The sequence below is a fragment of the Methanolapillus africanus genome (assembly GCF_032714475.1).
Classification (GTDB): Archaea; Halobacteriota; Methanosarcinia; order Methanosarcinales; family Methanosarcinaceae; genus Methanolapillus; species Methanolapillus africanus.
In genome coordinates this window covers 24,212-39,248 of the sequence record NZ_JAWDKD010000013.1, presented here as the reverse complement: position 1 = coordinate 39,248, position 15,037 = coordinate 24,212, and the positions used below count along the sequence as shown (strand labels likewise).

Below are 15,037 nucleotides of genomic sequence, written 5' to 3'. Positions count from 1 at the left end.
TAAAGCAATGAAATTATTTTCATTGCCAAATTGACTTAGGGAGTCGGTAAACTTCCAAAGACCATAAGGAGCCAAAACCAGAAACAGAATCCATCAATGACCAATAAAACACATTCCAAAACAGGTGATTTTTGGTTATATACCTTTTTTATTGCCGATATTAATAGGAGCGGTGCCGTGGTTATCGCTATGAGAGATAATATCGCAAAAATCACAAATAATTCTGTCATTCCAATTTCTCCTCCTTTAACATTTCATCCGGTTTCAGTTCTTTTATTTTATCCAAAATCAAAAACGTGCAGTAGATCACAACCGCCGCCATCCAAAAAACCAACAACGGACCACAAAGAAATGTCTCATAAAAGATATAAGATAAAAAGGCCGTCGGGATCAGAACAAAAGTGAAACCGAAAAATAGCGCACTCAAACCATATCTGTAAATCGTATCCGCATCCATGCCAATCAGTCCCCTTTACTCAAGACAACAAAAAAAGACAATAAGAAACCGAATCGGAAGTCTTTGTGAAGTCATATAAAAATATTCAGCAAGATTGTATAAATACATATTCAATTTTTTGATAAATATAAATAAATTTGAAAGACGGTGCTCCAATAAAACACCATTTTAAACAAATTTTAAAATTAAGACGAATCCGAACCATTATAAATGGTTTCGGACGACGTACACGTACTCATCAGGTGCTTGGAAACAAACGGCGAATAATAATGCCCATATGTTGTTGAAGGCGTCACATAAGGAACGTTTCCGTAATGACTCAAAACCATCTTTCCGGAACCTTGTGAAAACTGTTCTTTAGATTTTGTTTCCGGATTGGAAAACGTCAACGGGAATTTTGAATAAGTATCAAATGCGGAATCCGAATAAAGCGGAAATTGAATCTGCGATCCGTTGCTGTAATCGGCCGTGAAAGAAGAATTCGGTTTGTCGATAAGCCATTCTCCGCCGTTGAAATAAACAGCGTCGTTGAATTTCATCAAAGGCATTTTTTTCCATGAAACGGAATAATAAATCGTCACCGTCGTTTCATCTGTTTCCGGATGGTAAACAAAATCTTCATCTCCCGAGCCGACCCATTGTCCGATAACCAGATTGTCTTCTAATTTGGATGAATTCATCGTTCCGGATTTCCACCGCAACAGTTCAACTTCTTTATTTGAATAACCAAGAGCTTTCAGGTCTGAATCGGAATACGTCATTGAAATTTGCTCCAGATGGTTTTGATCATCCGTTTGAATATCTTCAAATGCTGAAACCGGTATCAAATTTAAAACAAAAATGAGAGAACAAATAAAAAGAAACCGAATCGGAAGTCTTTGTGACGTCATATAAAAATATTCAGCAAGATTATATAAATACATATTCAATTTTTTGATAAATATAAATAAAATTAGAAGACGAATTTTGAATTACAGCTTGTACCTACTGTATTCTAATTTAAAATTACGGTTTGCATCTACAGTTAACTATTTTTAAATTCCAATTGCACCTACAGTTAACTATTTTAAAATTTCAGTTTGCACCTACAGTTAACTATTTTAAAATTTCAGTTTGCACCTACAGTTCACTATTTTTAAATTTCAATTTGCATCTGCAGTTGACTGTTTTTAGATTTCAGTTTGTACCTGCTGTTTCCAAAAATACAGTTGTATTCCTAATCCAATTTGCATCTGCAGATTCCAATTTACAATTTGCATCTGCAGATTCCAATTTACAATTTGCATCTGCAGATAAGTGGAATCCGTTTAAACAGACGCGAAACGCGTCTGTTTAAACGGGAGGGTTTTCTAAGAAAAAAAGAAAGAAAATAGTGGTTACTTTACATTATTTTCTTTTGTAAAGGAACAAACCAACGCCGAGAACTGCCAAAACGCCGATGACAAGCTCAAATCCGGGAACTGTTTTTGTGCCGTCTGCTGTGGTTGTTGCTGTGCTTGTGGACAATTGATCCAAAACCGGAACGGTGAATGTTGTTTTAAAGCTGTGACCGTCTGCGGTTTTGTTGGATTCGGCGACATACATCCAAACGCCGGGGGCGTTGGGGGTCGACACGAAATCACCGGAACCGTCGGTGTAGGCGCGTTTGGAATAAACCAAATAAATGTCTTCGCCGATTTCCGGATAGGTTTGTTTGATCTCATCGTAAGCGGCTTTTGCGGCGGTCGCGTTGTTCACGGGTTCGCCGTAGAAAGTGATGTTGGAAACGCCGGCGCCGTTCGCGACAACTTTTCCGTAAAGGGCTTCACCGGTGGCCAGACCGCCGACACGGGTGTACGGCACAAATTCCAAGGGGAGACCCAAATCTCTGGACCAACCGTCCCAAGTGCCGCTGCCGACAAAAATCATCATTTTGGATAACTGGGTGGTGGTCGTTGTTGTGTTATTTGTTGTGGTTGTTTCGTCCATGGACGTCGACAAGTAGTAAATGCCCTTTTGATCAAAAGTGACGTTTACTTGCTGGTAATTCAAAACGTATTTGCCGCCGGACAAAATGTTGGTGAAATTTTCCGTCACCGTCGTGGTGGCAACGCTTTTGGTCGTGCCGTCGGGCGCCGTAATCGTCACAGTGAGCATATCGGGCGTGTCCTCAAAATCATACTCGTAGCCGTGACCGCCGACAATCACAATCGACTGAACGCCGGGGTTGATTAAATAATTGTGAATATCCGCTTCGCAGGCGTCGGTTAAATTGTCGCCGGACATCATCATTAAAGAGTGGGCGGACGCGGGCATGGCGGCGAAAATCAAAACGAGAAAGGCCGCCAACGCCAAAAATGTCATCTTTTTGAACATAAATATTTCTCCAAAATCAAAATGATAATAAAATATAATATAAAATTGAAACAATTTTTAACACGTTTTTTTAGTTTCGTGTTAAAAAGTAGAATGAAAATTAAGATATTTAAAACTTATTCTGCCAAAAACAGCCCTTCAAAAAAGAAGAAAAACAAAAAACAGTACCGATCGTATTGTTTATGAATCAGGAAAAACGAACGCCATAACGCGCGCGGCGGCCGGCAAAAAAGAAACGGAAGATGGGAAATAAAATAAAAAAGAAAAAGAAAAGAAGAATTACTCTTCTTTTCATTCAGATTTTTCAGTTTCAGACTTGGAGTCGTCCGGCTTGTCTTCAGTGGAACCGTCAGCGTTTTCAGCGTCGGCGTCATCCCCATTTTCACGAATCGCTTCCAGTTTCTTTTCCGGAATCGCTGTTTCAAGGTCCGGATTTTCTTCCAGCTTTTGTTCCAGCTCGTCGGTTGTGAGACCTTCCGTCAGTTCCGGCTTTTGTTCGAGCTCGGTCTTCTCTTCCGAATCGTCCGGCTCCGAAATGACGTCGCCCAAATCTTCAATCGGTTTTTCAGATTCCGGTTCCGGCTCTTTCGTTTCCGGCGCGGAAACAACTTTCTTCAATTCGTCGCCGACCTCTTCGTCCTCAATCGGCGCAACGGTGTCCGGCGTCTGCTCGACCACGTCGGTGGCCAAATCCGTGATTTCCTTGGAAAACTGCGTCGCCAGATTCTCCTTATATTTGCTAAAGGAATGATCCTGGTCGCGCTTGTCCAAATCGACGTAAACGTAAGAACCTTCGTGGTAATCAAAGTCGTCGCAATAATCGCCTTGGCGCTTGCCGCAATACGCGTCAAAAATGGTCTGGTCGCACGGCGGCACGTTGATGTTGTACGCGGCCCGGGCAATCACGTGTCCCGCAACCGGCGCGGTCATCAACAAAAAGACAGCAATCGCGATCGATTTAATGCCCATGGGCGTCCAGCCGTCCGCAATCAAAATCCCGAACAGAACGAAAAAGGCGCCTGTCGTCGCGATTTTGGTGGTAGCGTGCAGCCTGTTGTAAATATCCGGCAGCCGGATGAGGCCGATCATACCGATGAGAATATCCAAAACGCCCAGCAAAATAAAGAAATAACAAAGCCAGAGACGCAGGTTGGACACGTCAAACGGGATCCAGGAGAAGTCCATTAGATCACGTCTCCTCTGTCAACGTATTTGGACATGGCCAGCGTTCCGATGAATGAAATAATCGCGAGAAGCAGAGCGATGTCGATCAAAAACGGAGAGTCCTGGGAAAACGCGTAAATCGCCAAAATGATCACGATCGTGTTGCCGATGGAGTCCGCCGCCGCAATCCGGTCCACAATCGTCGGGCCGACAAAAACACGGTAAACCGCCATAAAGAGAGCCGCTGTCGCCACAAACAAAGCGATCAAAGTGACCCAGTCAAGAACGGAAAGCGCGTCGATCATTCGAAAGCCTCCAGAATCGGTTGTTCCAAATCGTCGCGAATCGTGTCACGTACCTCTTTCGGACTGTCAATGTAAATCGAGTGAATGTAATAAATACCCGGACCTTTCAGCGTCGGGTTTTTGACGTGAACGTCAATGATGAGCGTCCCCGGCGTCAGCGAAATCGTGTTGGCCAAAATCGTTGTGGAAATGCTTTTCGTCGTTGTGAACGGATAAGCGATGATGCCCGGCCGGATATCCAGCTTCGGCTGAAGGATTTTGTAAGCCATGAAGAAATTGGCCTTGATGATTTCCCGGAACAAAATATAAACGTACTTCAACTTTTTCGGGAACTGGCGGACGAAGTGCCCAAACGTGTCCGTAAACGTGAACATGTCGCGGAACGGATACAAAATCAGGAATCCGAAAAACATGCCCAGCAGGAAATTTCCGATGGAAAAGCTGCCGCTGATGAGCACCCAAAGAATGGCGAGCATCACATAAACCAAAAATCTCATGAAATTAAACTTAATTTTCATCTCGGCGCCCTCCCGAGCACAGTGGAAATATAAACGTCCGGATCCAAAATTTGAGCCGCAATCAAGTTCGCCACGTCGTAAAGCGGCTGCGGGTAAACGCCCAAAATGATGACGACGGCGCACAACACCACAATCGGAATGACAATTTCAATCGACAGCTTGTGCTTTTTGGGCGGCGCCGGCGAAACCGGTACCGCTGCGTGTGTATCCGGCGGCGCGTGCGCGTCCGACCCGGCATGCACGTCTGCTGCCGCTGCAGCAGGCGCCGCAACCGCAACGGCATCATGCGCATCTACGGCATTAGCATCCGTGTTCCGGTTTTCGCCCCAGAAGACGGAAATCCAAGTCCGGAACATGTAAAAGATGGTGGCGATCGCGCACACCAAGGCAATCAAGAACGGCAAATAAAATTCGCCGGAAACGGCCGACTGGAACAACGCGAATTTCGCGATGAAACCGCCCATCGGCGGAATGCCGGCAATCGACATCGCCCCGATTAAAAAGGCCATGGACAAAAGCGGAAGAACCGTAATCAATCCGCCCATTTTTCGAAGATCGCGCGTTTTGGTTTCGTGAATGATGCCGCCCGCCGTCAGGAACAAGAGAGACTTGGCCACCGCGTGGTTGATCAAATACATGATCGCGGCCGCAATCGCGCCGGCGGTGCCGAACGACAATCCCAGCAAAACGTAACCGATTTGGGAAACACTGGAATACGCCAAAACCCGTTTGAGATCCGTTTGACCGATCGCGGAAAACGCGCCGATGGCAATCGTCATGAGCGCGAAAAACATTAAGATCGGCAAAACAAACGACAGAGACGGCGCCAAAACGACGAATATGATCCGAAGCATGCCGTAAACGCCGACTTTAATCAAAACGCCGCTGAGCATCGCGCTGACCGGCGTCGGCGCCGTCGGGTGAACGTCCGGCAGCCAGAAGTGAAGCGGCACAAGCGCCGCTTTGTTGCCGAAAACCACCACGAACAAAAGCGCAGCGGCAATCAGAACCCACGGGACCGTTCCCGCGTCCGTCAGCGTTTGAATCTTGGCCGCCAAGTCGGCAATATTAAGAGACCCGATCGAAGCATAAATCGTCGTAATCGCAATCAACATCACGAACGAACCGATCATGCCGAGAACCAAGTATTTGTACGTCGCTTCCAGTTTGTGGGACGTATCGGTGACGCCGAGCGATTCATTCGCCATAATGAGACCGGTCGACGACAAGAACATGATTTCAAAGAAGACGAACATGTTAAACAGATCGCCGGTGAGGAAAATTCCGTTGATGCCGCCCAGCATCAGGAAAAATAAAACGAAATAGCTGTCGCTCAAAGACTTGCGTTCGATGTAATCCAAGGAATAAATCAGTACCAAGAAGCCGATGAACGTGTTGAGAAGCACCATTAAAGCCGACAGCAAATCGCCGACGAGAACGATGCCGTATTTTCCGAACTCGCCGATATCGTAAACGATAATCCCATGCCGGTAAACGTCCAAAAACAACATGACGCCGACGAAGAATAAAAAGGCGGACACGGCAAGCGCCACATATTTTTGAGTTTTCGGTGAGTTCCGAAGAAGAATCATAATGGGCGCCATCAGTAAGCAGATGGCGATCGGCAAAACGACGAGGTTCGCCATGAAGAACGACGTCACGTATTCCAGCGGCGCCGAAAAGATGAGAGACGGGTCGAAGTTCATCCGCGCAGCCTCCTGAGTTCGTCAACGTCCGTCGTCCCGTATTCCTCGCCGATCCGGTACGCGAGCGTCAAAAAGATGGCAGTGGTCGCAAAGCTGATCACAATCGCCGTCAAGACCAACGCCTGCGTGAGCGGATCCGTAAACAAATAATCTTCCGAAATCCCTTCAACAATCGGCGCCAAAATGCCCTCTCCGTAATCGTCTCGGAAGACGAAACGAGCATGTTCGTTGATCGTGCTCATCAAAATCGGAACCAGCGTTCCGTTTAAAACGCCGGACGACACGATCGTCAGGTTAATCGCGTGGCTCATCAAACCGAATCCCATCGCGATTTTAACGATGTCGCGGCGCAAAATCAAATAAACGCCGATACCGAAAAGAACCGAAATCGTGAGTGCTAACCATACGTTCGTCATTTTTGTTCCCCCGGTTTTGTGTTCAAATCGTTTTCGTCATTAAAAAGCGTCAGGTCGGGATTGTGAAAACTTGACACGCGGTTGATTTCATCAATATTTGAATCCTCGTAAAGATGATGGTGATGGTTGGCGGTCGCTTTAGCCTTGTGTTCCGCCGCAGGCGGTTCCGAAACCGAACCGGCGGCAGCGGTTTTCGAAACAGCGTCCGTCGAACCGGCTGAGGTCGCCGAAACGGCCGGCACGTCGGTCACCCGGACCGGCTTGTCCGCCGTTCCCGAATATTTGAACGGGCTTTCCGATTCCTTGGCTTTGACTTTGTCGGACGCGATGTTGGTCAGAATAAAGAGTAAGCCGCCGATCACGGTAAAGTAAACGCCGATGTCGAAATACATAGACGAAACCAACTCGATGTGACCGATGTGAATGCCGAGAATCTCAATCGGGAAGTCGTCAAAGGCGCTTCTGAAATAGTTGTGTCCGACAAACAGCGGCGCAAGCGCCGTCAAGGACGCGAACAGCAATCCGTAGCCGACCCAGCCCAGCCAGTCCGGCTGCAAGCGGACGTTGATGTAACGCATCCCGTACGTCACATAAACGAGCGCGATGCCGCACACGAACAAAACGCCGCCGACGAAACCGCCGCCCGGATAGTTGCCGCCGTTGAGCAGCAAATAAATCGAGAAGAGCAGGCAGATTACCAAACAAGCTTTGGAGATGGTTTTGGCGATAATCGTGGTCATTTCTTGTCCTCCGTCATGGTGGATGTCACCGTTTTTTCTTGTTTGTCTTTGGAACGGCTCTTAATCAGATTGAAAACCGCCAGCGCCGCGATACAAATCACGGAAATTTCGCCGATCGTATCATAACCTCTGAAATCGACCACGATCACGTTGACGATGTTGCGCCCGGCCGTCATTTCCAGGCCGTTTTCGATGAAATAATGAGAGAACGTTTCAAACGGCGCGATCAAATCGGCGCCGGCGAGCATCAAAAATAAAACAAGCGCGCATCCGGCGGCCAAAATCGCGTTTTTGACTTTCGCCTTTGTCTTTTCGGGGCGAACGGCTTCTTTGTTTTTAAATTTCATAATGACGACCAAAAACATGATGGTCGACAGCGTTTCAATACACAGCTGCGTCATCGCCAGGTCCGGCGCTTTGAGATAAGCGTAAAGCAGCGACACGGCAAAACCGCACGCTGACAACGAGATGATGGCCGACAAATATTTCGGCAGCGACGCGGCGCCCCATGCTGTTAAAATAATAATGATGAAGACCAACATTTCAGACGGCATGCCGGCAAAATCCAAATTCGGGAAGATGGAAAGCCCGGAAATGATGGCGTAAGCGAACGGAATCAGAACCATGACGATAATGAAAACGAGCATGGTTTTCACGTATCCGGCCGGCGGTCCTTTTTGAAGCAGACGTCCGAGCGTCGCTCCGAAATCGAACGCATTGTCCACCAGCGTGTTGTACACCCAGTTGATGCTGAATTTCGGATGCTTGGCGCTGAAACGGGTTTGCCATCCGGCAATCGCGTCGTATTTCCAATAAACCAAAATGCCGAACGCAAACGTAATAATTGTCATGATCAACGACGGCGTGATGCCGTGCCAAAGCGCCACGTGCAAGTGGTCCGCGCCCGGCAGAATCGCGCTAATGGCCGGCTGAACCAAATAATCAATAAACGGCGTCGGGAAAAGTCCGATCGCAATGATGAGAACGGCCAAGATTGCCGCCGGACCCAGCAAAATCCAAGACGGATCGTGAACGTGCGCCGGAACGTCGGGATCGGTTGTCCGTTTGCCGCAGAATACTTTGAGAATCAAGCGGAAGGAATACGCGAACGTAAAAACGCCGCCGACAACGGCCAGAACCGGAATAATCCAGGCAATACCGCCGCCGAGCGCTTCCGCCATTTGGATGGAAGATTCGTAGAACAACTCTTTGCTCAGGAATCCGTTGAGCGGCGGAATGCCGGCCATCGCCGCCGCCGCAATCACGGTTAAAATGAACGTGATTGGCATCTCCTTTCGAAGTCCGCCCATTTTACGGATATCGCGGGTGTGCAGTTCGTGCGCGACGATGCCGACGAGCAGGAAAAGGCACGCCTTAAAGGTGGCGTGGTTGAGCAAATGGAATGTCGCCGCCGCCACACCAATGCCGGGCTCGGCGATTGTGGTGTAACCGTACATGGTCATCAAATAAGCCAGCTGACTGATGGTGGAATAAGCGAGAATTCCTTTCAGATCCGTCTGCCGGAGCGCTAAAAAGCCGGCGCCGACCATTGTAATCAGTCCGATGCCGCAAACGAGAACAAACCAATCCGTTGTGCCGGAAAACATCGGATGAAGGCGCGCCACCAAAAAGACGCCGGCCTTCACCATTGTCGCCGAGTGCAGAAAAGCGCTGACCGGCGTCGGGGCTTCCATGGCGTTGGGGAGCCAAACATAAAACGGGCCTTGCGCGGATTTCGCAAAGGCGCCGATGAGAATGAAAATTAAGGTAATCGTAAAGAGCGGACTGTCTTTGACGACCGCAATCATGTCCGGGCTCGTGAGCATTTCGGAAATGCCGTAGGTGCCGGTGATTGTGAAGAGAAGCAGGAATCCGGCGAACATGAAAAGACCGCCGCCGCCTGTGATGAGCAGCGCTTTTGTCGCGCCGTAAATGGATTCTTTGGTTTTGCGGTAGTAACCGATAAGCATAAACGAGCTGATGCTGGTCAATTCCCAGAAAATGAACAATTGAATCAAGTTGTCGGAAAAGGCGACGCCGAGCATCGATCCCATGAAAACGAGCAGATATTGGTAGTAGCGGACCAAGTCTTCGTCTTTGGACAAATATTTGTTGGAATACGACATGATTAAAATGCCGATGAAGGAAACGATAACGCCGAGCAGAACGGAAAGCCCGTCCGCGTAAAGCGCCAGATTGACGGAAAGTCCCGGAATCCAAGACATCGTGCCGGCCAGGACTTCGCCTGCATACGTGGTCGGAATGATGGACGCAACCATTAGCAAACAAACGAAAGCGACCGCCGCTGCGAACCATCCGACCTTATCTTTGAGGATTTTGTACGCGGCCGGTACAAAAAGCGCCATCAGAAAAGGCAAAAGAACAATCAATGCCAGGAAATAAAATGCGTCCAAGAGAAATCACAACTCTGCTCAATGTTTACGATAATAATTGAGAATGACCGACCATGATCAGACCGGTAATCATCAATATCTTACGATAGGGTCAATGCAATTCACAATAATTTCATAGAGGTTTTCAACAGGCGACGACAGCTCCTTAAAATGAAGCCGGCCGGATGATGAAATCAAAATCATCCGAGAACGGATGAATAAAATGATAAAGAACGTCTAGACAAGCTAAAAGATACTATATGTTCAAATTCACTATATATTAAATTATTTGTGAACCAAGAAAAAAACAAGGGAAACAATGAAAGAATCGGTGAAAAAAGAAAAAAGGGCAGTTTTGAACCGCCCACGATTTGGGAGTTGAACAAGTTTTCGATTTTTGTTCGATTTTTGAACTTGTTTGATTTTTTGCTGTTTGATTTTTTGCCGTTTAAATTTTGATTGGATTGAATTTTACATCCAAGCCAGAACCGGATAGGAACCGGATGTGATTTCCCAGATTGGCGTTGCGAAATCCCAGTCCATTGGAGCGGTTGTGTAGAAAGCTTGTGTTTGCGCATCTGTTTGCGTGACATTGGCGCCATCAAGTCCGGCCGGATCACTTGTACCGGTCAAACTGTCCAGCGCATAATTGTCGGTCAAAACACCGCTGTTAAAACCGGCAATTCTGTACACGCGGTCATTACCCGAAATACCGCTGTTTAACGCAACGGAATTCGTGATTGCAGAGTTTGAAGCTGAACCAACGAGACCGCCGACGGAATAATTACCGACAACGTTACCCGATGAATAGCAGTTTTGAAGACTCGGCGACGTGCCGTTCATGATTCCAATTAAACCGCCGATTTCCCGACTGGTTCCGGCGTTTATGTTTCCGGTTGAAAATGAATTGTCGATTTGACCCTGATTCCAGCCGGCCAAGCCGCCGAAATACGTTCCTGAACCGGTTTCATTCACATTGCCGCCGAACATAACATTGGACATTTTTCCGTTGTTATAACCGATGAGACCGCCGACGCGTTTGAGACCTTCGACGTCGTTGAATGCTTGGACGTAATAGATCTCGGAACCTGCATTGGTGTTGTTGCCCATGTAGCCGCCGACGAATTCAACTCCGGAAACTTTTGCGGCACTTTCCATTGTGACAATACTGCTCGAATCCTTATAAGCGATTGTTCCCGTATTGTTGCCGATAAAACCACCGACAGAATTGGAACCTGTAACCGATTCGGAAAAGGACAGCGGACCTTGAATATCGATGATTCCGGCATTATATCCGACAAATCCGCCGACATCATTCTTTCCGGAAACCGGCGTTTCAAGTGAAACGGAATTGATGGTGATCTTTGCCGAAGCATGATTTGATCCAACGGCGCCGCCGACTTTCGTGCTGCTGGCTGCATTGATTGTCGAGCTGATCAACATATTGCCGGCGTCAAATGTAATGTTTCCGTTCGCATTATTATATCCGACAAAACTTCCGAATCCGGACCCATAGGCAGCACTAACGTCTTTTTCATTAACAATGACAGTTACGTTCGATGACAGAACTGTTCCGCTGTTGCTTCCGATCAAACCGCCGACATTACTGTTTCCGGTCACGGTGACAGGAGATGTTGACAAACCAACAAACATGTTTGAAACCAGTTGTTGATTCAACCCGATCAAACCGCCGACACTATTGACGCCGGTCACATTGCCTTTGACGGTAATGTTGTTTGTTGCTGTTGCGTCGATTTTCTTTCCGGTGCCGTAATTGTTACCAATGAAACCACCGACATTCGTCTTTCCTTTTGTTTCACTTGAAAAAGTCAGCGGAGAGTCGATTTTAATATTCCCCATATTTTTACCGATGACGCCGCCGACATCATTGCTGTTTTCAGCGGTGACTGTTGAAACAACCGACACATTGTTCAAAACAATATCATCGCTGGCCGTCTTGTTACCGATCAAACCACCGAAACATTGTCTGTTTGCTCCGGTTCCACCTTCATTAACCGTCGAATAAACAGAGGAATTGTTAATGGAAGCCCCGTTATTGCCGACCATTCCACCGACATCCGTGTACCCAAAAACGGAAATCGGAGTCGTTGCCGTACCAATGTTGGACGTGGAAATTGCGCCGCGGTTATAGCCGACCATTCCGCCGATATTGACATTGCCGGAAACCAGAACTTGCCCATTGGACGCGCCAACGGATGATGACGAAATAGTACCATTATTTCGTCCGATCAGGCCACCGGTGTTGTCCGTTCCGTTCACATAAACGGAATCGGTTGTTCCGCCGACAGACACATTGGAAACCGACCGGTTGTTCCAGCCGATATACCCGCCGACAATATTATTTCCATCCACATTGCTCTTCATGGTGATGCTATTGGAGCCCATGGTGATTGTTCCCGTGTTGTTGCCGATAAAACCGCCGGTTTCGTCATACCCTTTGACCGGATTTGAATATTCCAGATTGTCCAAAACCTGAATCGATCCGGCAATATTATTTTGACCGATGAAGCCGCCGACACCATTGCTGTTCGGCGCCGAAACGCTCGCGTTGACCATCGAATTGCTTAAACTGATAGAACCGTTGTTGTTGCCGACAAATCCGCCGACATACTTTCCGGTTCCGCTGCCGACCACGGCCGCATTGACCGTTGTGGTTGAAACGGACGGTTTTGCTGTGACGTTGTTTTCACCAATCAAACCGCCGACATATTCTTTTCCGGTAACGGAAATCGGGTTTGCCGCCGTTCCGGCATTGGAATCGAAAACTTTTCCGGACTTAGCGCCGCTGATAGTATTATTTCCAAGAAGGCCGCCGACATAACTGCTGTCCGGCGCTGCGACGTTACATACCGCCGACACATAAGATAATTCACCGGTGTTGTTGCCGATGAAACCGCCGAGTTCTTTGCTTGAAGCCGCGCTGCCGGCTGTGACGGTTCCGTTTGATTGGGCGTAAGAAACCGCTGCCATATTTTTACCGATAAAACCACCTGTCGAATTGTTTCCGGTGACGGAAACATCTGTTGAAACCAAACTGCCGGCTGTACCTGTAATCGGAGCAAGATTTTGACCGAGAAGACCGCCGACAAACTGATTTCCGGTAATTGTTCCGGAGACGGAAATAGGTGTACCGGTTCCCACATTAATAGCACCGTTGTTGTTGCCAACCAAACCGCCGACATTGTGGCTTTTGGCCGCGTTGACTGTGACGGTTGCGTTAACAGATGTCAGTGTACCGTTTCCATGATTGTAACCGATAAATCCGCTGATATTGCTGCCGGCGCTTGGTCCTTCATTGACTGTTGCGAAAACATATGTATTCGAAACCGGACCGTCGTTGTCGCCAATAAGGCCGCCGACGTCCTTGTTGCCGGAAACAATAATCGGTGTTCCCAAAGCACCTGCATGGGAATTCGAAATGGCGCCGCCCTGAACGCCGAGGGAAACGTCTCCGTTTGAGCCAATTAAGCCGCCGACATATTGATTTCCGGCGATTGTTCCGCCATTCATTTGAGAATCTGTCACCTTTCCGTAATTTCTTCCGACAAGGCTTCCGACATTATCCTTTCCTTCAATCGTTCGGCCGGTCAAATTCAAATTCATATTCTTGATTTCGGAACTTGCTGCCGTGATTCCGAAAAGACCTTGATCGTCGGCTGCTGTCCGGTTGATGTAAAACTTGGAAAGTTCCGCATTTCCGCCGTCCAGTTTGCCGCCAAATCCGGCCGTTGCGTCGCCGATTGGCTGCCAGCCGTTTTCGTCTGTGTAAGCGCGTTCGTAATAAGCTGCGTCGGTGGGGTCTGACGACGCCGGAACGTTCCAGTCGTCCGGAAGTTCGAGGCCGGCGTTGATTTTGAAATACTTGCCGCTGCCGAAACTGCCTGTATAATATCTGAGGGCGTCGAACTGAACAATGTGGTCGATCACAAATTCGTTGCCGGAATCATCGGCGCCGGTGCCGGACTCAAACGGATAGTTGGCTGTTTGTGAAATCGTCGACGCGTTTCCGTTTGTGATGGAATACGCGTAAACATTTCCGGAATTCGGGGTATCTAACGGCGCGCCGGTGACGGAAACCAAGAAAGAATTTGCCGCCGGCAAATATTCAACCACGACCGGCGTCAAAGTTCCGTCATCCGAACCACCGTTGATTTTTGAATATTCAACCTCTGTGATGTCAGCGGCCGTAATGGTTTTGTTCGCCGTCACCATGAGGCGAAGCGTTCCCGTATTTGAGACGGTATCATATTGATAGTCATAGAGCTCCGCTGAAAAAGACAAAGCCTGCGGTCCCGATGGATTGACCGGCGTGCCGTTGCCGCCCGGCGTCACATTCATCGGCGACGGCGAAGACGGCGAACCGCCTTTGTTCGGATCGGCTTCAAAACCGGCGCTGGAATTGTTTCCCGGATTTGAAACCGAACACTTGCAGTCTTGTACTCCTTTTTGAGTGTTGAGACACGTCGTTAAAAGAAGCGCCAATAAAATCACAATCAAAATAATGATCCCGATTTTGACGTATTTTTTTGTTTGAGAATCCATCCTATTTGACCCCTTAAATCCTCATTGATAAATTTAAATTGTTATTTGTTTAATTATTGTAACGTTTAGAATTAATTATGCTCCGAAATAGTATCATAAATATAGCAGGCGTACATATATATTTATTTTGAATAATATAATTAAATTGTTCAGATATTATTTGTTATAAATAATTATTTTTTCTAAATAGTAATTTTTATTGATAATATGAACAGTTGTTCGATTATATAAATATATCATACAAATAATTTAATTTTCTTTAAATAAAGATATATTATAGAAATAATGGACATTTTGGCATATATAATCAAAAGTTTCTGAATGGAAACCCGGCGCACAGATCTTATTTCAAAATAAAAAAGAAACAAATTTTTGAAAAGAAAAAAATACCAAATGAAAATGATAGAAAAAAAATGATAG

11 protein-coding genes are annotated in these 15,037 nt (G+C 47.2%); 1 reads left to right on the top strand and 10 read right to left on the bottom strand.

Going from position 1 to position 15,037, the window contains the following annotated elements; genetic code table 11:
* Nucleotides 1-96 precede the first annotated feature (96 nt).
* Complete coding sequence (locus tag MsAg5_RS03315; protein ID WP_338099201.1) at nucleotides 97-405, top strand: hypothetical protein; 309 nt, start codon at nucleotides 97-99, stop codon at nucleotides 403-405.
* Between the two features lie 237 nt (nucleotides 406-642).
* Here MsAg5_RS03315 and MsAg5_RS03310 read toward each other — a convergent pair whose 3' ends face one another.
* The 10 genes from MsAg5_RS03310 to MsAg5_RS03265 form a co-directional block, all read right to left on the bottom strand.
* Entirely contained in the window at nucleotides 643-1,218 is a 576-nt protein-coding gene (locus MsAg5_RS03310) for a hypothetical protein (protein WP_338099200.1), read from the bottom strand.
* 625 nt (nucleotides 1,219-1,843) lie between these two features.
* Entirely contained in the window at nucleotides 1,844-2,812 is a 969-nt protein-coding gene (locus tag MsAg5_RS03305; protein WP_338099199.1) for a DUF4198 domain-containing protein, read from the bottom strand.
* Between the two features lie 291 nt (nucleotides 2,813-3,103).
* Nucleotides 3,104-3,997, bottom strand: coding sequence for a monovalent cation/H(+) antiporter subunit G (gene mnhG, locus MsAg5_RS03300; RefSeq protein WP_338099198.1), 894 nt, complete (start codon nucleotides 3,995-3,997; stop codon nucleotides 3,104-3,106).
* The gene (locus tag MsAg5_RS03295) at nucleotides 3,997-4,281 is read right to left on the bottom strand and encodes a monovalent cation/H+ antiporter complex subunit F (RefSeq protein ID WP_338099197.1); all 285 of its coding nucleotides are present in this window, start codon (nucleotides 4,279-4,281) and stop codon (nucleotides 3,997-3,999) included. The genes mnhG and MsAg5_RS03295 overlap by 1 nt, the downstream gene beginning before the upstream one ends.
* On the bottom strand, nucleotides 4,278-4,799 hold the full coding sequence (locus tag MsAg5_RS03290; protein WP_338099196.1) for a Na+/H+ antiporter subunit E: 522 nt from the start codon (nucleotides 4,797-4,799) through the stop codon (nucleotides 4,278-4,280). Before MsAg5_RS03290 ends, MsAg5_RS03295 begins: the two co-directional genes overlap by 4 nt.
* Nucleotides 4,796-6,505, bottom strand: a complete 1,710-nt coding sequence (locus MsAg5_RS03285; protein WP_338099195.1) for a proton-conducting transporter transmembrane domain-containing protein — start codon at nucleotides 6,503-6,505, stop codon at nucleotides 4,796-4,798. The genes MsAg5_RS03290 and MsAg5_RS03285 overlap by 4 nt, the downstream gene beginning before the upstream one ends.
* A complete protein-coding gene (locus tag MsAg5_RS03280; RefSeq protein WP_338099194.1) occupies nucleotides 6,502-6,921 on the bottom strand; it encodes an NADH-quinone oxidoreductase subunit K in 420 nt (139 codons plus the stop codon). Before MsAg5_RS03280 ends, MsAg5_RS03285 begins: the two co-directional genes overlap by 4 nt.
* The gene (locus MsAg5_RS03275) at nucleotides 6,918-7,661 is read right to left on the bottom strand and encodes an MnhB domain-containing protein (protein ID WP_338099193.1); all 744 of its coding nucleotides are present in this window, start codon (nucleotides 7,659-7,661) and stop codon (nucleotides 6,918-6,920) included. Before MsAg5_RS03275 ends, MsAg5_RS03280 begins: the two co-directional genes overlap by 4 nt.
* Nucleotides 7,658-10,075 carry a hydrogen gas-evolving membrane-bound hydrogenase subunit E gene (gene mbhE / locus MsAg5_RS03270; protein ID WP_338099192.1) on the bottom strand — a complete coding sequence of 806 codons (2,418 nt, stop codon included), beginning with the start codon at nucleotides 10,073-10,075 and terminating at the stop codon, nucleotides 7,658-7,660. The genes MsAg5_RS03275 and mbhE overlap by 4 nt, the downstream gene beginning before the upstream one ends.
* A gap of 450 nt (nucleotides 10,076-10,525) precedes the next feature.
* The gene (locus MsAg5_RS03265; RefSeq protein WP_338099191.1) at nucleotides 10,526-14,617 is read right to left on the bottom strand and encodes a beta strand repeat-containing protein; all 4,092 of its coding nucleotides are present in this window, start codon (nucleotides 14,615-14,617) and stop codon (nucleotides 10,526-10,528) included.
* Nucleotides 14,618-15,037 lie beyond the last annotated feature (420 nt).

What these genes read in the sequence shown, in the direction of transcription:
- MsAg5_RS03295 (WP_338099197.1), bottom strand. Translation starts at nt 4,281, where the DNA reads ATGATCGACGCGCTTTCCGTTCTTGACTGGGTCACTTTGATCGCTTTG.
- MsAg5_RS03280 (WP_338099194.1), bottom strand. Translation starts at nt 6,921, where the DNA reads ATGACGAACGTATGGTTAGCACTCACGATTTCGGTTCTTTTCGGTATC.
- MsAg5_RS03275 (WP_338099193.1), bottom strand. Translation starts at nt 7,661, where the DNA reads ATGACCACGATTATCGCCAAAACCATCTCCAAAGCTTGTTTGGTAATC.
- MsAg5_RS03265 (WP_338099191.1), bottom strand. Translation starts at nt 14,617, where the DNA reads ATGGATTCTCAAACAAAAAAATACGTCAAAATCGGGATCATTATTTTG.
- MsAg5_RS03315 (WP_338099201.1), top strand. Translation starts at nt 97, where the DNA reads ATGACCAATAAAACACATTCCAAAACAGGTGATTTTTGGTTATATACC.
- mnhG (WP_338099198.1), bottom strand. Translation starts at nt 3,997, where the DNA reads ATGGACTTCTCCTGGATCCCGTTTGACGTGTCCAACCTGCGTCTCTGG.
- MsAg5_RS03305 (WP_338099199.1), bottom strand. Translation starts at nt 2,812, where the DNA reads ATGTTCAAAAAGATGACATTTTTGGCGTTGGCGGCCTTTCTCGTTTTG.
- MsAg5_RS03290 (WP_338099196.1), bottom strand. Translation starts at nt 4,799, where the DNA reads ATGAAAATTAAGTTTAATTTCATGAGATTTTTGGTTTATGTGATGCTC.
- MsAg5_RS03285 (WP_338099195.1), bottom strand. Translation starts at nt 6,505, where the DNA reads ATGAACTTCGACCCGTCTCTCATCTTTTCGGCGCCGCTGGAATACGTG.
- MsAg5_RS03310 (WP_338099200.1), bottom strand. Translation starts at nt 1,218, where the DNA reads ATGACGTATTCCGATTCAGACCTGAAAGCTCTTGGTTATTCAAATAAA.